Annotated in this window: 6 protein-coding genes and 1 pseudogene; 2 read left to right on the top strand and 5 right to left on the bottom strand. The window is 70.6% G+C overall.

The genetic code is table 11. The features are described from left to right. Window positions 1-19: 19 nt before the first annotated feature. Window positions 20-12,565, bottom strand: coding sequence for a type I polyketide synthase (locus tag W7S_RS11800; RefSeq protein ID WP_014711554.1), 12,546 nt, complete (start codon window positions 12,563-12,565; stop codon window positions 20-22). Between the two features lie 361 nt (window positions 12,566-12,926). Beyond that, complete coding sequence (locus W7S_RS27305; RefSeq protein WP_081490098.1) at window positions 12,927-13,277, bottom strand: hypothetical protein; 351 nt, start codon at window positions 13,275-13,277, stop codon at window positions 12,927-12,929. Window positions 13,278-13,450: 173 nt separating this feature from the next. Between W7S_RS27305 and W7S_RS11790 the strand changes: the two genes are divergently transcribed. Further along, the gene (locus W7S_RS11790) at window positions 13,451-13,786 is read left to right on the top strand and encodes an RNA polymerase-binding protein RbpA (RefSeq protein ID WP_007770897.1); all 336 of its coding nucleotides are present in this window, start codon (window positions 13,451-13,453) and stop codon (window positions 13,784-13,786) included. Window positions 13,787-13,795: 9 nt separating this feature from the next. Here W7S_RS11790 and lnt read toward each other — a convergent pair. From lnt to W7S_RS11770, 3 genes and pseudogenes are all read right to left on the bottom strand, one after another. Continuing rightward, a pseudogene (gene lnt, locus W7S_RS11780) lies at window positions 13,796-16,655 on the bottom strand (apolipoprotein N-acyltransferase). Next, complete coding sequence (locus W7S_RS11775; protein WP_085976496.1) at window positions 16,648-18,180, bottom strand: amidohydrolase; 1,533 nt, start codon at window positions 18,178-18,180, stop codon at window positions 16,648-16,650. Before W7S_RS11775 ends, lnt begins: the two are co-directional and overlap by 8 nt. 149 nt (window positions 18,181-18,329) lie before the next feature. Next, complete coding sequence (locus W7S_RS11770; RefSeq protein ID WP_014711549.1) at window positions 18,330-18,851, bottom strand: FxsA family protein; 522 nt, start codon at window positions 18,849-18,851, stop codon at window positions 18,330-18,332. A 73-nt stretch (window positions 18,852-18,924) separates the two neighbouring features. On the opposite strand from W7S_RS11770, the gene W7S_RS11765 reads away from it, so the two are divergent. Further along, complete coding sequence (locus tag W7S_RS11765; protein WP_014711548.1) at window positions 18,925-19,632, top strand: dienelactone hydrolase family protein; 708 nt, start codon at window positions 18,925-18,927, stop codon at window positions 19,630-19,632. Window position 19,633 lies beyond the last annotated feature (1 nt).

Genomic DNA, 19,633 nt, shown 5'->3' with positions numbered 1-19,633 from the left:
CTTTGGTGGTCATAGGTGGCTAGTCGTCGTCGTCCAGCAGCGCCGCGTTGACCAGGTCATCGAGGTCCATGTCGGCGATGTCCTTTTCGGTGGTCGCCGGCGCCGCGGACTGCGCGTTGCCGTTGGATTCGTCGGCCAGCGCCAGCAGCAGTTCCAACACGCCGGCCTGTCGGAGCCGCTTGACCGGAATCGACCCGACGACGCGCTGGATCTCGGCTTCGCCCGGCGCCGCGCCCCCCGGGGTTTGTTCCGACGCCCCCACGAGTTCTCGGTGCATGTAGCCCGCCAGCGCCGCCGAGTTCGGATAGTCGAAGATAAGCGTGGGTGAAAGCGCCAGCCCGGTCGCGGCTTTGAGGCGGTTGCGCATCTCGACTGCGGTCAGGGAGTCGAAGCCAAGCTCCTGGAACGCCCGGTCCGGGTGGATCGCCTCCGGGCTGGAGCTGCCGAGCACGGTGGCGATGTGCGAACGCACCAAGTCCAGCAGGATCGCCTGCTGCTCGTCCTCGGGGAGCCCCTCGAGGCGTTGCAGCAGAGCGGATTTCGACTTGGCGGCGGCCAGCGAGTCGTCGACCTGGCGCCGCGTCGGCGCGTTGATCAGATCGACGAACATGGGCGGCAGCGTGCCCGAGTCGAACTTGACCCGCAGCGCCGCGAGGTCGATGTGGGCGGGCAGCATGAACGGCTCGTCGACGATGAGCGCGGTGTCCATCAGCTCCAGCGCCTGCTCCGAGGACATCGCGACGATCCCGTCCCGGCCGAACCGGGCGAGGTCGGCGGCGCCCAGCCCGCCGGTCATGGCGCTGGCCTGATCCCACAGCCCCCAGCCCAGCGAGATCGCCGGCAGGCCGTGGGCGCGTCGATGCGCGGCCAACCCGTCCAGGAACGAGTTGCCGGCGGCGTAGTTGGCCTGACCCGAGGCGCCCGCCAGGCCGGCGATCGACGAAAACATCACGAAGGCCGACACATCCAGGTCGCGGGTCAACTCGTGCAAGTTCCATGCCGCATCGACCTTGGAACGCAGCACCGCAGCCATCCGCTCGGGATTCAGCGACGTCACCACCGCGTCGTCCAAGACGCCGGCGGCATGGATCACCCCGGTCAGCGGGCGTTGCATCGGGATGTCGGCGATCACCTTGGCCAAGGCCTCGCGGTCGGCGGCATCGCAGGCCACCGCCTCGGCGTGCGCGCCGGCCGCCCTCAGCTCGGCCACCAGCTCCGCCGCCCCCGGCGCATCAAGACCGCGCCGGCTGACCAACACCACGTTCCGCGCGCCGTGACGGGTCACGACGTGCCGCGCGACCGCCGAACCGGCCATCCCGGTGGCGCCGGTGATCAACACGGTGCCCGCCGTCCACGCGTCCGGCATGGTCATGACGACCTTGCCGACGTGGCGGGCCTGGCTCAGATAGCGCAGTGCGGCGGGCGCACGGCGCACGTCGAATCGGGTCACCGGCAGCGGCCTCAGCACGTCTTCGGCGAACATGGCGGCCAGCTCGTCGAGCATCTGGGCGATGCGGTCCGGTCCGGCTTCGAAGAGATCGAAGGCGCGGTAACGCACCCCGGAGTGGTCGCGCGCGACGACCTCGGGGTCGCGGATGTCGGTCTTGCCCATCTCCAGGAACACCCCGCCGGGCGCGACCAGCCGCAGGGAGGCGTCCACGAATTCGCCGGACAGCGAGTCGAGCACGATATCCATCCCGGCCGTGCCGGTCCTGCCGGTGACCGCGCGGAACTTCTCCTCGAACTCAAGGCTGCGCGAATCGCCGATGTGGTCATCGTCGAACCCCATGGCCCGCAGCGTGTCCCACTTGCCACGGCTTGCCGTCGCGAACACTTCCAGCCCGATCTGGCGGGCCAGCTGGACCGCGGCCATTCCCACCCCGCCGGCGGCGGCGTGCACCAGCACCCGCTGACCGGGCTTCGCGGCGGCCAGATCCACCAGGGCGTAGCGCGCCGTGGCGAACACCACCGAAGCAGTCGCCGCGGCGGTGTGTGACCATCCCGCCGGCACCTTGACAAGCAGTCGTTCGTCGGTTTTGGCGATCGTTCCGGTGCCGTCCGGGAACAGCCCCATGACGCGGTCGCCGACCTCGAAACGCCCGTCCTGCGAGGCGGTTTCGGTGATCACGCCGGCGGCCTCGATGCCCATGATCGCGTCCGGGTCGGGATAGAGGCCCAACGCGATCATGACGTCACGGAAGTTGGCGGCGATGGCCGACAGCGCCACCCGCACCTGCCCGGGTCCCAGCGGCGCGTCGGCGTCCGGAATCCGCTCTATCCGCAGGTTCTCGATCGTGCCGTAGCTGCTCATGCCCAACCGCCACGGGCCCTGCTCGGGCGGCGTCAGCAGGCCGCCGACCGCGCGGCTGCCGAGCACCCGCGCGGTGTAGACCATCCCGTTGCGCCGCAACGCCTGTGGCTCGCCGACCGCCAACACGGCGGCGATCGCGTCGGGATCCAGCGGCGCGTCCGTGTCGACGAGCACGATGCGGCCGGGGTGTTCGGTCTGCGCCGACCGCACCAGGCCCCACACCGCCGCGCCGGCCAAATCGGTGACGTCCTCCCCGGGCAACGTCATCGCACCCCGGGTCGCCACCACCAGCGTCCCGGCGACGTCGCGGGACAACCAGGACTGCAGCACCGGCAGCACCGCTCGCGTCGCCGCGTACACCTCGGTGATCACGTCGCCCGACACCGGCTCCGATTCGAACAGCACCACGGATTGTCCGGCCTCGCCGTTGTCGGATTCCGCGGATTCCGGTGCACCCCAAGCGCTTACCGACACCGGCTGCACCGTCGATGTCGGCTGAGCGGACCAAATCAGCTCGAAGAGCCGGTCCGGTCCCGAGTTAGACACCGCGGCCAGGAGCTGCTGATCGGTCACCGGACGGGCCACCATCGATGCCACCGAGAGCACCGGCAGTCCGAGCCCATCGGCCAGTTCGATCGATACCGCCGAGGCGCCCACGGGCATGATCCGGGCGCGCACCGCCGCCGCCCCCGCGGCGTGCAACGACACCTGCTGCCAGGAGAACGGCACCAGTATCGAACCCGGGGCGAGCTCGTCACTCTCGGACGACAAGATGACCGCGTGCAGCGCCGCGTCCAGCAGCACCGGGTGGACCCCGAACCCGCTCACCGACACCCCGGCGTCGGACGGCAGGGTCACTTCGGCGAAAATTTCGTCGCCACGGCGCCACATCGAGGTCAGGCCACGGAACGCGGGCCCGTACCCGTAACCACGCTCGGCCAGTTGCTCGTACCCGTCGCCGACCTCCACCGGGACCGCACCCGCGGGCGGCCACGCGGACAGGTCCGCGCCCGGCTCCACCGACCCCGCGCGCAGCACGCCTTCGGCGTGCAACGACCAGCCCGAGCCCGCTTCGGCGCGTGAGAACACCGATACCGCGCGCGCACCCGAGTCGTCCGGGCCACCGACCACGACCTGAACCGCGACGGAGCCGCCGGCCGGGAGCACCAGCGGCGCGGCCAGATTCAACTCGTCGAGGATTCCGCAGCCCACCTCGTCGCCGGCGCGGATGGCCAACTCGACGAATCCCGCACCCGGGAACAGCACGACACCGCCGACGGCATGATCGGCCAGCCAGCCTTGCGTACCCGGCGACAACCGACCGGTCAACACCACCCCACCCGACGCCGGCAGTTCGACCACCGCGCCCAGCAGGGCGTGTTCGCCGGGGGCCAGGCCCAGGCCCGCGGCATCGGCGGGGGCGTCGTCGCGCGAGAGCCAAAAGCGCCGCCGGTCAAAGGCATACGTGGGCAGTTCGACGAGATTCGCCGTGCCGATGGCGCCGCGCCAGTCCACCGCCATGCCGGCGACGAACCCGTGCGCGACGGCGTTGACAAGGGCCGTCGGCTCCGGCCGGTCCTTGCGGAGCGCGGACATCGCAAAAATCTCCGTCACCGGGTTGTCGGCCAGCGTTTCCTCGATCGACGCCGTCAGACCGCTGCTCGGCCCGACTTCGAGGAATCGGTTGCCGCCGGCCGCATGGACGAATCGGACGCTGTCGGCGAATCGCACCGCCTCGCGGACGTGCCGCTTCCAGTACGCCGCGGTTCCGAAGTCATCGGTGGCCAGCCCGCCGGTCACGTTGGACACGATCGGGATGGTCGGCTTGCCGATGGTCAGTCCCGCCGCCACGGTGCCGAATTCGTCGATCATGGCGTCCATCAACGGGGAGTGGAAAGCGTGCGAGACGGCGAGTTGATGGACGCGGCGGCCCTCGGCGCGGAGCTGGTCCGCGATCGCGGTCACCGCGCCTTGCGTTCCCGAAATCACCACGGAGGCAGGCCCGTTGACGGCAGCGATGCCCACGCTGTCTTGTTCGGAGGACACGAGCAGCGGCCGCACCTCGTCTTCGGTGGCCTGCACGGCGACCATCGCCCCGCCCGAAGGCAGCGCCTGCATGAATCGGCCGCGGGCGGCGACGAGGACGGCGGCGTTCTTCAGCGACAGGACGCCGGCGGCGTGGGCGGCGGACAGCTCGCCGATCGAGTGGCCCATCACGAAGTCGGGGTGTATGCCCCAGGATTCGAGCAGCCGGAACAGCGCAACTTCCACCGCGAACAGCGCCGGCTGCGCGAATTCGGTGGTGTTCAGCAGGCTTTCGTCGCTGCCCCAGATGACGTCGCGCAGGGGGCGCAGCAGGTGCTGGTCCAGTTCGGCCAGGACGGCGTCGAAGGCCTCGGCGAACATCGGGTACGCGTCGTGCAATCCCCTACCCATGCCGAGTAGTTGGGAGCCCTGACCGGGGAAGACGAACACGGTCTTGCCGCCGGGCGCCGCCGTCCCGCGAATGATTGATTGGGCCAGTTCGTCTGCGGCCAGCTCGTCCAGCCCGGCCAGCAGGCGGTCACGGTCGTCGGCGACGATGACGGCCCGCTGTTCGAAGGTCGACCGGCCCGCCAGCGTCCAGCCCACATCGACGGCGTCCAGATCCGGGTGGGCGCGCAGATGGGTCGCCAGCCGGGCGGCCTGAGACCTCAACGCCGACGGCGATTTCGCCGACACCACCCACGGGAGGACCGGCACCTCGGGGCGCTCGGTGACCTGAACAGGGCTCGGAAGGGCCTCAGATGGGACAGCCTCGATGATGACGTGGGCGTTGGTGCCGCTGATGCCAAACGACGACACCCCCGCCCGGCGCGGGCGCTGCGCACCCCAGGGCTGGGCCTCGGTCAGCAACGACACCGCACCCGCCGACCAATCCACATGCGGGCTGGGCTCATCGACATGCAATGTCGCGGGCAGCGTTTCATGGCGCATGGCCTGCACCATCTTGATCACACCCGCCACACCCGCGGCGGCCTGCGTGTGACCCATGTTCGACTTGATCGACCCCAACCACAACGGCCCGCTAGTACCCCGATCCTGCCCATAAGTCGCCAACAACGCCTGCGCCTCGATCGGATCACCCAACGTCGTCCCGGTGCCATGCCCCTCAACCACATCCACCTCGGCCGCCGACAACCCCGCATTGGCCAACGCCGCACGCACCACCCGCTGCTGCGACGGACCATTGGGCGCAGTCAACCCGTTGGAGGCGCCGTCCTGATTGACCGCCGAACCCCGCACCACCGCCAACGCCGGATGTCCCAACCGCTGCGCATCCGACAACCGCTCCACCACGAGCATGCCGCCGCCCTCGGAGAATCCGGTGCCGTCGGCGGCGCCGGCGTACGCCTTGCACCGGCCGTCGACGGACAACCCGCGCATGCGGCTGAACTCGACGAAGATGTCGGGCGTCGCGTTGACCGTGACGCCGCCGGCCAGCGCCAGATCGCACTCCCCCGAACGCAGCGACTGCACCGCCATGTGCAACGCCACCAACGACGACGAGCACGCCGTGTCCACCGACACCGCCGGACCCTCCAGCCCCAGCACATACGACACCCGCCCCGAGGCCACACTCGAGGACTGACCGGTCAGCCGGAAGCCCTCCGCGGTGGGTGCGGCGTCGATGCCGTAGCCCTGTGTGTACACGCCGGCGAACATGCCGGTGGCGCTGCCACGCAGCGCGCCGGGTTCAATTCCGGCCCGCTCCAAGGCTTCCCAGGAGAGCTCGAGGAACATGCGTTGCTGCGGATCCATCGCCAGGGCTTCACTCGGCGCGATGCCGAAGAAGGCCGGATCGAAATCCGCGACACCGTCGACGAAACCGCCGGTCCGGGTGTAGCAGGTGCCCGGGACGTCGGGATCCGGGTTGTACACGCCGGCCAGATCCCAACCGCGATCGGTCGGGAAATCGGAGAGGACGTCGCGGCGCTCGGTGAGCATCTGCCACAGATCCTCGGGGGAGTTCACCCCGCCGGGATAGCGGCACGCCATGCCGACGATAACGATCGGATCGTCCTCGGTGGCGCGCGCGACCGGGGCGTGCTTGATCTCCTGCGGCGCCCCGGCGAGTTCGGTGCGGATGTAGCCGGCCAGGCCGTTGGGTGTCGGGTAGTCGAAGATCAGCGTGGGCGAAAGCGCCAGTCCCGTCGCGGTTTTGAGCCTGTTGCGCATTTCGACCGCGGTCAGCGAGTCAAAGCCCAACTCCTGGAACGCCTTGTCCGGGTCGATCGCCTCGGCGGAGGTGTTGCCCAGCACGGTGGCGATGTGGGAGCGCACCAGGTCCAGCAGCACGGCGTGCTGCTCGGCCTCGGACAGGCCGTCGAGGCGATGCGCCAGAGCCGATTTGGACTTCGCGGCCACGAGCGAGTCGTCGACCCGGCGCCGCGTGGGCGCGTTGACCAGGTCGGCGAACATCGGCGGCACCGCGACCGCGTGGGCGCGCAGCGCGCCGAGATCGATGCGGGCGGGCGCCAGGAAGGGTTCGTCGACGATCAATGCCGTGTCGAACAGTTCCATGGCCTCGTCCGAGGACAGCGCCAGGATCCCGTCGCGGCCCAGCCGGGCGAGGTCGGCGGCGTCGAGCCCGCCGGTCATGGCGCTGGCCTGGTCCCACAGGCCCCAGCCCAGCGAGATCGCCGGCAGCCCGTGCGCGCGCCGATGCGCCGCCAGCGCGTCGAGGAACGAGTTCGCGGCGCCGTAGTTGCCCTGGCCCGACGAACCCACCAGCCCGGCCATCGAGGAAAACATCACGAACACCGATAGATTCAGGTCGCGGGTCAGCTCGTGCAGGTTCCAGGCCGCGTCGATCTTGGCCCGCAGCACCGCGTCGATCCGCTCGGGTGTCAGCGAGGTGAGCATCGCGTCGTCGAGGACGCCGGCCGCGTGGATCACGCCGGACAGCGGCCGGGTCGCCGAGAGTTCGGTGATCACCGCGGCCAGCGCCGTCCGGTCGGCCGCGTCGCAGGCGATCACTCGCGCCCGGGCGCCGGCCGCTTCCAGCTCGGCGACCAGCTCGGCGGCTCCCGGCGCGTCCGGTCCGCGCCGGCTCAGCAGCGCCAGGTCCTCGACGCCGTGGTGCGCCACCAGGTGGCGCGCCAGCGTCGATCCCGCCATGCCGGTCCCGCCGGTGATCAGCACGGTGCCCGAGGCCAGGCCGGCACCCGGTCCGGTAGGCACAGTCATGACGACCTTGCCGATGTGGCGGGCCTGGCTCAGGTACCGCAAGGCGACGCGACCGCGCCGCACGTCAAAGGTGGTCACCGGCAACGGTTTCAGAACCCCGGCCTCGAACAGGCCGGCGAGCTCGATCATCCACTGATGCATGCGGGGACGTCCGGGCTCGAACAGGTCGAAGGCGCGGTAGCGGACGCCCGGGTATTCCTGGGCCACCGCGCCCGGGTCGCGGATGTCGGTCTTGCCCATTTCCAGGAACATGCCGCCCGGGGCGACCAGGCGCAGGGAGGCGTCGACGAATTCGCCGGCCAGCGAGTCCAGCACCACGTCCATGCCGGCCCCGCCGGTGACCGAGCGGAACTTGTCCTCGAACTCGAGGCTGCGGGAGTCCGAGATGTGGTCGTCGTCGAAGCCCATGGCCCGCAACGTGTCCCATTTGCCGCGGCTCGCGGTGGCGAACACCTCCAGGCCGAGGTGCCGGGCGAGCTGGACGGCGGCCATCCCGACCCCGCCGGCGGCGGCGTGCACCAACACCCGCTGCCCGGGCTGGACCTCGGCCAGGTGGATGAACGCCATGTATGCGGTGGTGAAAACCGCTGAGATGCCGGCGGCTTCGGCGTAGGACCAGTCGGCCGGCTTGCGCTGCAGCAGACGGACGTCGCCGGGCACCAGGGTGCCGCTGCCGTCGGGGAAGAAGCCGTACACCGAATCGCCGACCTCGAATTCGGTGACTCCCGGTCCGACCTCGACCACGACTCCGGCGCCTTCGCCGCCGAGCAGCGCCTCGTGGGTGAACATGCCCAGGGTGATCATGACGTCGCGGAAGTTGGTGGCGATCGCGCGCAGAGCCACCCGAACCTGACCCGGCTCCAGCGCAACGTCGGCGTTGGGCACCGGCTCGAGTTGCAGGTTTTCGAAGGTGCCCGCGCTGCTGATCCCCAGCCGCCAGGGGCCGTTCTCCGGGGGTGTCATGATGCCGTCGACCGCACGGCTGCCGCGCACTCGTGCGGTGTGGGCCTTGCCGTCGCGCAGCAGCACCTGCGGCTCGCCGACGGCGAGAGCGGTCGCTATCGCGCTATCGTCCAGCGCGGCATCGGAATCCACCAGCACGATCCGGCCGGGATGCTCGGTCTGCGCCGACCGGACCAGCCCCCACACCGCCGCGCCGGCCAGGTCGGAGACGTCCTCCCCCGCCAGTCCCATCGCGCCGCGCGTCGCGACGACCAGCAGCCCGGAGTCGCGCTCGGACAACCACGACCGCACGGCGGCCAGGGCCTCATGCGTGCGACGATACGATCCCGTGATCGGGTCTTCCTCGGCCGCAAGGGATTCGAAGACTTCGTGCGGGGGCGTCTCGCCCGCGCCGGCGGTCGCCGGCGACCACTCCAGCTCGAAGAGCCGGTCGGGACCCGAAGCCGACACCGCCGCGCGCAGCTGCCGCTCGCTCACCGAGCGCGCCACCATCGCGCGCACCGACAGCACCGGCAATCCGAGGCCGTCGGCCAGTTCGATCGACACCGCACTGGCCGCGGCCGGCGCGATGCGTGCGCGCACCGCCGACGCGCCCGCGGCGTGCAGCGACACGCCCTGCCAGGAGAACGGCAACACCACTTCGTCGGTGTGGTCGGCCATTTGGTGGCCGATGACCAGCGCGTGCATGGCCGCGTCGAGCAGCGCCGGGTGCACGCCGAACCCGTTGACGCTCCCGGCGGCGTCGGGCAGCCGCACCTCGGCGAAGATCTCGTCGCCGCGCACCCAGGCCGCGGTCAGGCCCTGGAACGCCGGGCCGTAACCGTAACCGCGGGCGGCCAATTGCTCGTAACCGTCGGCCGGGTCGACCGCGACGGCGCCCGCCGGCGGCCAGGCCGACAGGTCCGCGCCCGGCTCGACCGAGCCGGTGCTCAGTGTGCCCTCGGCGTGGCATACCCAGCCCGAGCCGGTGTCCGGCCGCGAGAAGATCGACACGACGCGCTGACCGGTTTCCGCGGCCGGGCCCACCACGACCTGTACTGCCACCGATCCCGCTCCGGAGCCCTTGGCGGGCAACATCAATGGCGCCTGCAGGGTCAGTTCGTCGACCGTCGAACACCCGACTTCGTCGCCGGCGCGGATCGCCAATTCCACAAAGCCGGCGCCGGGGAACACGACCGCACCGGAGACGGCGTGGTCGGTCAGCCAGCCCTGCAGGCTGGGCGACAGGCGGCCCGTCAGCACGACCCCGCCCGAGGACGGCAGTTCGACGACTGCGCTCAGCAGCGGGTGCTCGCTGGCTCCCAGGCCCAGGCCGGTGGCGTCGGCCGCAGCGCCTTCGCCGGACAGCCAAAACCGCCGGCGGTCAAAGGCATACGTGGGCAGTTCGACGAAGCCGGCCCCGTCCAGCACACCACGCCAACCCACGCTCACTCCCGCGACGAACGCGGTGGCAGCGGACGTCAGGAATCGGTCGAGCCCGCCGTCGTCGCGACCCAGGGTCGGAATGACCTTGGCTTCGGAGGCCTCGGCGTCGCGGCCGGGATGGTGGTTGGCGGTGTCCTCGATGCCCGCGACCAGGGCCGGGTGGGGGCTGGATTCGATGAACGTCCGGTATCCGTGCTCGCTCGCGCTCCGCACGGCCTGGTCGAACTGCACGGTCTGCCGGATGTTGCGGTACCAGTAGTCGGCGTCCAAACCCGCTGTGTCCAGGCGGTTTCCGGTCACGGTGGAAAAGAACGCGATGCGCGAGGAACGCGGCTCGATGCCGGACAGCGCCTGGGCGAGGTCGTCGCGGATCGCCTCGACCTCCACCGAGTGCGAGGCGTAGTCCACGTCGATGCGCCGGGTCCGCAGTTCGAGGTCGGCGCAGAACCCGACGAGTTCGTCGAGCGCGGCCACGTCGCCCGATACCACGACGGCCGACCGGCCGTTGACGGCGGCGATGCTGACCCGACTACCGTAGGGCGCCAACAACTCCCGGGCCCGCTCGGTGCTGCAGGCGATCGACAGCATGCCCCCGGGGCCGGCCAGCGAGCGCAGGAGCTTGCTGCGCAGCGTGACCACCCGGGCGGCGTCGCGCAACGATAAGGCTCCGGCGACGTAGGCCGCGGCGATTTCGCCTTGCGAGTGGCCGATCACCGCGTCCGGGCTCACCCCGACCGATTTCCACAGCTCGGCCAGCGACACCATCACCGCGAAGAGCACCGGCTGCACCACGTCGACGCGATCCATTCCCGGTGCGCCGGGTGCGCCGCGCAGCACGTCGATCAGCGACCAGTCGACGAATTCGGAGAACGCCTCTTCGCAGGCCTGGATCTGTTGTGCGAATACCGGTGCGGTATCGAGCAATTCGATGCCCATGCCCAGCCATTGGGAGCCCTGTCCGGGGAAGACGAACACGGTCTTGCCCGCCGGCGTCGCGATGCCCCGCAGGACGGTCCCGGTCGGGTCATCGTTGGCCAGCTCGTCCAGCCCGGCCAGCAACCGGTCCCGATCGGCGGCCACCACGACGGCCCGATGCTCGAACGTCGCGCGACCGGCCAGCGTCCATCCGATGTCGGCGACGTCCAGATCATCATGCGCGCGAACGTATTCGGCCAACTTGGCCGCCTGCGCGGCCAACGCCGACGGGGACTTCGCCGACACCGCCCACGGGACCACCGGCCGCGCCGGGGCGGCCTTGCGCACCGGTTCGGCCGGGGCGGCCTCGACGATGACGTGCGCGTTGGTGCCGCTGATGCCGAACGACGACACGCCCGCCCGGCGGGGGCGCTCGGCCCGCCAAGGTTGTGCCTCGGTCAGCAACGACACCGCACCGGCCGACCAATCCACATGCGGGCTGGGCGCGTCCACGTGCAGCGTCGCGGGCAGTGTCTCGTGGCGCATCGCCTGCACCATCTTGATGACGCCGGCAACCCCGGCGGCGGCCTGCGTGTGGCCCATGTTCGACTTGATCGACCCAAGCCACAGCGGCTCGCTGCGATCCTGCCCGTAGGTCGCCAGCAGCGCCTGGGCCTCGATCGGGTCACCCAAAGTGGTTCCGGTGCCATGCCCCTCGACCACGTCGACGTCGGCGGTGGCCAACCCGGCGTTGGCGAGGGCGGCACGCACCACCCGCTGCTGCGAGGGACCGTTGGGCGCGGTCAGTCCGTTGGAGGCGCCGTCCTGGTTGACCGCCGAGCCGCGCACCACCGCCAGCACCGGGTGCCCGAGTCGCTGCGCGTCCGACAGGCGCTCCACCACCAGCATGGCGCCGCCCTCGGACCAGCCAACGCCGTCGGCCGCGCCGGCGTACGCCTTGCATCGCCCGTCGGGCGCCAGGCCGCGGTGCCGGCTGAATTCCACGAAAACCGTCGGCGTGGCGTTGACGGTCGCGCCACCGGCCAGCGCCAGGTCGCACTCCCCCGAACGCAGCGACTGCACCGCCATGTGCAACGCCACCAACGACGACGAGCACGCCGTGTCCACCGACACCGCCGGACCCTCCAGCCCCAGCACATACGACACCCGACCCGAGGCCACACTCGAGGTCATGCCGGTCAGCCGGTAGCCCTCGATCTCCTCGGCGAGCATGCCGTAGCCCTGCACGATGAGCCCCGCGAACACCCCGGTGGCGCTGCCGCGCAGGCCACTGGGGTCAATCCCGGCCCGCTCCAACGCTTCCCAGGACAGCTCCAGCAACATCCGGTGCTGGGGATCCATCGCCAGCGCTTCGCTGGGCGCGATGCCGAAGAAGGCCGGATCGAAATCCGCGACACCGTCGACGAAACCGCCGGCGTTCACATAGCACTTGTGGCGGGCGTCGGGATCGGGGTCGTACAGCGCCCCCAGGTCCCATCCTCGGTCGGCGGGAAACTCCGAGATCACGTCGCGGCCGTCGGCCACCATTTGCCACAACGACTCGGGGCTGTCGACGCCGCCGGGAAAGCGGCAGGACATACCGACGATCGCGATCGGCTCGCTTGACCGCTCCAGTAGCGCGCGATTGGTGCGCTTCAGGCGTTCAACCTGGACCAGCGCTTTCCGCAGCGCCTCGGTCGCATGCTGGAGTTGGTCCACCATCACTAAACCTCGCCCTAACCCTCACCTAATGTCTGGCCGTCGTGTCCCGCCGGCTGCGGTTGTCGCCGATTCACGGGATTCGCTGCACGAGGCGACGCCGTGTTTCTTTCGACCAGCGTCGTGCAGCTTTCCGACCCAAGAATGTTGCTGGTGAGTATGGCCAACTCCGACTGGATTTCAAAACGTCCGCTGCTCCCGATTGCTACAGGAGGACCGGCTTGGACAGGTGCGGCGCCCGCTCAGGCGAGGTGCGCCGCGCGCAGCCCGGTGAACTCGATGGACCACAGCCCGCTGCAGACGTGGCCCGTGGTCCATGGCGAGACTGTACCCGTCTAGCCATAGTCGGTGGTCAGGCGCAGTGTCATACACCCGCTCGGCGCCAGCCGTCGGCGGCGCGGGCCGCGTGGATCAGCGCGTCGCACAACCGGCGCAGTTCGGTGGCCTCGGCGCCTTCCTCGAGGGCGGTGGCAACGTCCTCTGCGGCGCACCGCACCTGGTAGACGCGGTCGGAGAGGTCGGCCGCGTCGTCAGCCGACAGCACCACCGCGTCGTCGGGCACCGCCGCCGCGCCGTGCCGGTTCAACGAGGCACGTTGCTCGTAGGCCCGCTGCCGGCACGACTGCCGGCAGTACTGGCGGCGGCGACCCATCCCCACGTCGGCGACGTCTCGACCGCACCAGCGGCAGGGCTGCGGGTGGGTACGGCGACTCACGCCTGCCGACTTTAGTCGGGGATCTCCTGCGATCCCGGTATCATTGATGGTCGCGTCGCGTACGCCGGCTGTACGCCGGGGAACTGCGCAGATCGCCACAGCGTTGCTAATCGAGAGAGAATTGCACCACAGGGGGCCGCAGGGCTCCGAAACGACTTAAAGGAGTAGCACCCATGGCTGATCGCGTACTGAGAGGCAGTCGCCTCGGAGCCGTGAGCTACGAGACCGACCGCAACCATGACCTGGCGCCGCGCCAGCTCGCGAAGTACCGCACCGAGAACGGCGAGGAGTTCGAGGTCCCCTTCGCCGACGACGCCGAAATCCCCGGCACCTGGCTGTGCCGCAACGGGCTGGAAGGCACCCTGATCGAGGGCGACCTGCCCGAGCCCAAGAAGGTGAAGCCGCCGCGCACGCACTGGGACATGCTGCTGGAGCGCCGCTCGGTCGAAGAACTCGAAGAGCTGCTCAAGGAGCGCCTCGAGATCATCAAGACCCGTCGACGGGGCTGACCGCGCGGTTTAGCTGCGGTTGTCCGCCCTGGTGGCCCGCGCGCCCGACCGGCGGCCCTGAATGCCCCATCGGGTCACTTTGACCAGGGCTTCGCGGATGTTGGATCCGCTCATCTTGGACACGCCGAGCTCGCGTTCGGTGAACGTGATGGGCGCCTCGACGATGGTGAACCCGTTGCAGATGGTCCGCCACGTCAGGTCGATCTGGAAGCAGTAGCCCTTGGAGTCGACGCCGTCGAGGTCGATCGCCTCGAGAACCTCGCGCCGGTAGGCGCGGTAGCCGGCGGTGATGTCGTGCACCCCGATGCCCAGCGCCAGCCGCGCGTAGGTGTTGGCGGTCCAGGACAGCGCCCACCGCCGCCAGGGCCAGTTGCGCACCGTCCCGCCGTCGACGTAGCGCGAGCCGATGGCCAGGTCGGCGCCGCCGTCGACCGCGTCCAGCAGGCGGTGCAGCTGTTCGGGGGCGTGGCTGCCGTCGGCATCCATTTCGACGAGCACCGAGTAGTCACGGCTCAGTCCCCAGGCGAAGCCCGCCAGGTACGCCGCGCCCAGGCCGTCCTTGGCGGTCCGGTGCATGATGTGCGTACGACCGGCGTCGGCCGCGGCCAGTTCCTCGGCCAGCTGGCCGGTGCCGTCGGGGCTGCTGTCGTCCACGATGAGCAGGTGCACGTGCGGGCACGCGTCCTTGAGCCGCCGGTGGATCACCGGCAGGTTCTCCAGCTCGTTGTAGGTCGGGATGATCACCAAGACGCGCTGGCTGGGACGATTGCCCGGGGCGTGGGGCGCCGGCTGGCCGGTGGTCATGTAGCTCCTCTGTGTCGCCCGAATTGAAAGCAAGTCGGCCGTCCCCGGGTGGGACGGAGTGTCGTCACCCGCCGTTGTCTGCCGGCGTGCGATCCCCGCCCTCGTCGGGCGCGGTGTCTGAGTCGTGCTCGTCGGGCGGGGATGTGCCCGGGGTCGTACCGGCCGTTTTGGAAGGACGTGCCGATCGACCCGAGGACCTGGTCCTGAGACGACTCGGACGCGGGAACCATCCATTGTGCCGTATCCCGGCCAAAATGACCGCCCCGGCCGCTGCCACCATGACCCACTGCAACAGCGGCGCCCAGCGGGTTGCCGGCGTCAACTTGGTCTTGAGGCGCACCGGCATGTCCAGGTAGGCGGGCTGGAAGAAGTCGGTACGCGCCAACTCGCCGCCGTCGGGGGCGATCACGGCGCTGATCCCCGTCGTGCCCGCGACTACCACGTATCGGTCGTGTTCGACTGCCCTGACCTTGGCGAACGCCAGCTGCTGTTCGCTCATCGTCTTGTTGAAGGTGGCGTTGTTGGCCGGCACCGTCAGCAGCTGGGCGCCGCCCAGGACCGCGTGCCGCGGGACGCGGTCGAAGATCACTTCCCAGCACGTCGCGACCCCGACGGGCACCCCCGCCATGTGCACGACGTCACTGCCCGGCCGGGGCACCATGCTCCCGGCGCGGCCGGCGTACCCGGACAGATGCTTGAACAGCCAGGGCATCGGCAGGTACTCGCCGAACGGCTGCACGATCTCCTTGTCGTGGCGTTCGGCCGGGCCGGTGGCCGGGTTCCACACGATCATCGTGTTCGTGTAGTGCGGATCCTGCGGGGGGCGTCCGGGGACTTCGAGCACGCTGCCGATCAGGATCGGGGCGCCGATCGCTGCCGCGGCCTGCGATATCTCCAGCGCGGCGTCCGGGTTCACCAGCGGGTCGATGTCGGATGAGTCCTCCGGCCAGATCACGAATTGGGGTTGCGGCGCGGCCCCGGCGCGCACGTCGTCGGCCAGCGCCAGCGTCTCGCGGACGTGGTTGTCCAGCACCGCCCGTCGCTGCTCGTTGAACTCGAAACCCAGCCGCGGCACGTTGCCTTGCACCGCGGCGACGGTCACGGACGGCTCGCCTCCCGAGCCGGTGCCGGCGTGCCGCACCGGCGGCCAGACCATGGCCGACGCGAACAGCACCAGGCAGATGCAGACGCCGGGCAGCACCACCGCGGGCGGCGGCGGCTCGGTTTCCGCTCCCTCGGCCGCGCCCCGCACCGGGTGGCCCGCGCGCCACCACTTCACGATCTCCCGCGCGATGGCGGTCGCGCTGAAACCCACCAGCATTATGGCCATGGACAGCAGCGCGACGCCGCCGAGCTGAACCAGCGGCAGGAACGGTCCGTGCGTCTGGCCGAACGCCACCGAGCCCCAGGGGAAGCCGCCGAACGGGAAGACCGACTTCAGCCACTCCTGTGCGGCCCACAGCAGCGCGAACCAGATGGGCCAGGCGGGCAGCCGGCGCACGACGACGGCGCATAGACCGAAAGCGGCGGGAAACAGCGCCGACACGGCCGACAGCGCGACCCACGGCACGGAACCGACCAGGAGCCCGACCCACGGCAGCAGCGGCAGGTAGAAGGCCAGGCCGAACAGGAACGCGTAGCCCAGCCCGCCCGCCGGCGTCGTCGCGGGATGGGTCAGCACCCACGCCAGCAGCGCCGCGGCAATCACGGCAGCCCACCACCAGTTCAGAGTCGGGAAGCTGGCGCACAGCAGCAGGCCGCCCACCACGGCGCAGATCAGCCGGCTCAGCCGGGGCAACAGTGCGGCCTCGGCGGCGGGCAGCCTCGCGATCACCGCGGTCACCAGCCCGGTCGCCGTCCGGCGGGCCGCGGTCCCCAGTCGGTCGGTCAGCCGCGCGCGCTTGCGGGGCCGGTTCGGGTGCGCGTCGGCGGGCTCGTCGTCGCGCTCGGATTCGGCGTCGTCGCTGATCGGGTCGGCCCGCTCGTCCACCGGGTCGGCCGCGGCGGTTTGGTCCGGTTCGTCTTGGTCCGGGGGCTCCTCACCGCCCGACCAGTGCCTAGCCATGGATGACAGCGCCCCGATGCACGGTTCGCCGGCACCGCGGCAGGGCGTCGTCCGGGCCCAGGCGCGGCAACGCGGGCACGCGGGACCGCGGGTCGGTCGACCACCGCTGCACGGTGTCGCGCGGGGCGTGCACCTCCAGCGCCCCGGCATCCCAGATGGCGTACGACGCCGGCGCACCCGGCGTCAGGGTGCCCGCCTTGCCGTCGCGGACACCCGCCGCGCGCCAGCCACCGCGGGTGGCCGCAGCAAACGCGGCCCGCGCCGAGACGGCGCTGCCCGCGGTGCGATGGTTGACGGCCGCGCGCACGCTCATCCACGGTTCGAAAGCCGTCACCGGGGCGTCGGAACCTAGCGCGAGGGGCACGCCTTGGGATGCTAACAGCGCAAACGGGTTGAGCCGACTGCCTCGCTCGGCGCCGAGCCGGCGCGCATACATGCCGTCGGCGCCGCCCCAGAGGGCGTCGAAATTGGGCTGCACGCTGGCGACGACGCCCCAGTGACCCAGTTTGGTGGCCTGCTCGGCGTTGATCATCTCGACGTGCTCGAGGCGGTGCCCGCAACGCGCGACGGCGACCGGCCCGAGGTCCGCGGCGACCCGCTCGAAGGCGCCCACCACGGTGGCGACGGCGGCATCCCCGATGACGTGGAACCCGGCGGTGATCTCGGCCTCGGTGCACGCCCGCACGTGGGCCTCCACGGCGTCGGCGTCCAGGTAGCAGGTGCCCACGCGGTCCGGCGCGTCGGCGTAGGGCTCGTGCAGCCAGGCGGTGCGCGACCCGATCGCGCCGTCGACGAACAGGTCACCGGCCAGGCCGCGCGCCCCGGTCGCGGCCATCACCTCGCGGGCCTGCTCCGGGGTGCGCACCGCCTCGCCCCAGTAGCCGATCACCTCGACACCGTGATCGAGGGCCCGCAGCTGCAACCAGTCGTCGATCCCGCCGATCTCGGGACCGGCGCACTCATGCACCGCGACGATGCCGGCCGCCGCGGCGGCCTCGAGCGCCGCGGCGCGGGCCTCGGCGAGCTGCTCGGGGGTCAGCAGGTCGCGGGCGGCGGCGCGCACCAGATGGTGCGCGTCGCCGGCAAGGGGCCGCTGCTCACTGAAGCCGGGCGCCGAGGGAAGTTCCGCGACGAGGCGTCGCAGGCCCGTCGAGGCCGCCGCGGAGTGCACGTCCACGCGTGCCAGGTAGGCGGGTCGGTCGCCGAGAACGGCGTCGAGGTCGCTGGTGCCGGGCGGGGTGTTGTCCGGCCACGAGGTTTCATCCCACCCGTGCCCCCATACCGGTCGGCCGGGGTGGGCGGCGGCGTAGTCGGCGACCATCTGAACGCATTGCGCGCGCGAGCCGGCCCGGCGCAGGTCCAGTCCGCTCAGTGTCAGGCCGGTCGCGGTCAGGTGGATGTGGCTGTCGACGAATCCCGGCGCCACGAAACCGCCGTCGACGTCTTCGACGTCGGCATCGGGGAACATGTTGCGCCCGACCTCGTCGCTGCCCAGCCAGGCGATGACGCCGCCGCGGACCGCCATCGCGGTCGCGTCGGGGTGCGCGGGGCTGTGCACCCGGCCGTTGACGAGCAGGGTCACCGGGCTATCAACGGGACTGTCGAGCACACGCCAAAACTACGTGCAGCCGGTCGCGCGGCGATAACGGTCAGCGCGAGGCGAGCGTTCCTGGCTCAGCGCCCGTCGAAGCGCGGGGTCCGCACGGGCTCGACGTCCTTGACGTCGATGACCTCGCCGTCGATGTAGTCGCCGCGGCCGTGGGCGTCACCCGGGTAAGGACCGGCCGGATAGGGATCGCCGCGGAAGGTGGTGGCGTAACTGATTCCGGGCACCCGGCGCCGCAGCGTGCGCACCGCCATGGCGCCCAGCCCGGGGCCGGCGGCCGACCGCACCGGCGGAATGAGCAGCAACAGGCCCAGCGCCGTGCTGACCAGCCCGGGCATGAGGACGAGCAGCGCGGCCAAACTGATCACCGCGCCGTCGCCGGCCGCGTCGCGTGAGCCGGCCGGCCCGGAGCGCAATCTCCCGATTCGACGGATGAGGTGGGACCCTGCCATCGGAGCGACGATGCCCCACCCGAGCAGGAACGTCGCCAACAGCATCAGCAGGGTCCAACCCCATCCGATCGTCGACACCAGCGCGAAGAGCACCGCCAGTTCGACGACGGCATAGACGAGCAACAGCCGCGACACCATGTCAGGCCAACGTCCGCGGACCGCGCCCGAGTTCCCGTGGTGCTCTCCCTCGCGATTGCAGTTAGATGACGATATGACGACGATTCAGATCGATACCCCCGACGGACCGATCGATGCGTTACTGAGCACGCCATCGGGACAGGGCCCGTGGCCGGGCGTGGTGGTGATCCACGATGCGTTCGGCTACGGCCGGGACAAGCAGTCGGCCAACGACCGCATCGCCCGGGCGGGATATCTGGCGCTCACCCCGAACATGTATGCCCGCGGTGGCCGGATCCGTTGCATCTCGCGGGTCATGAAGGAATTGCAGACGCAGCGCGGCCGGGCCCTCACCGACATCCTGGCCGCGCGCGATCACCTGAAAGCCCTGCCGGAATGTTCCGGTCAGGTGGGCATCGCCGGTTTCTGCATGGGCGGACAGTTCGCACTTGTGATGTCGCCCAAGGGTTTTGGTGCCGCCGCGCCCTTCTACAGCACTCCCCTGCCCCGCAACCTCGACAAGACGCTCGATGGGGCGTGCCCGATCGTGGCCAGCTTGGGCGGCCGTGACCCGCTGGGACGGGGCGCACCCGAGAAGCTGCGCAAGACGATCGCCGACAAGAACATCACCGCCGATGTGAAGGTCTACCCCGGCGCCGGGCACAGCTTCGCCAACGAACTTCCCGCCCAGGGTCTGCTTCGCATCACCGGCTTCGGCTACAACGAGGACGCCACAGAGGACGCCTGGCGCCGCGTTTTCGCGTTCTTCGGCGAACACCTGGCGGCCGGGGCAACGGCCTAGC

This window comes from Mycobacterium sp. MOTT36Y, assembly GCF_000262165.1.
Taxonomy (GTDB): domain Bacteria; phylum Actinomycetota; class Actinomycetes; order Mycobacteriales; family Mycobacteriaceae; genus Mycobacterium; species Mycobacterium intracellulare.
This window is presented reverse-complemented; position numbering and strand designations above follow the sequence as displayed.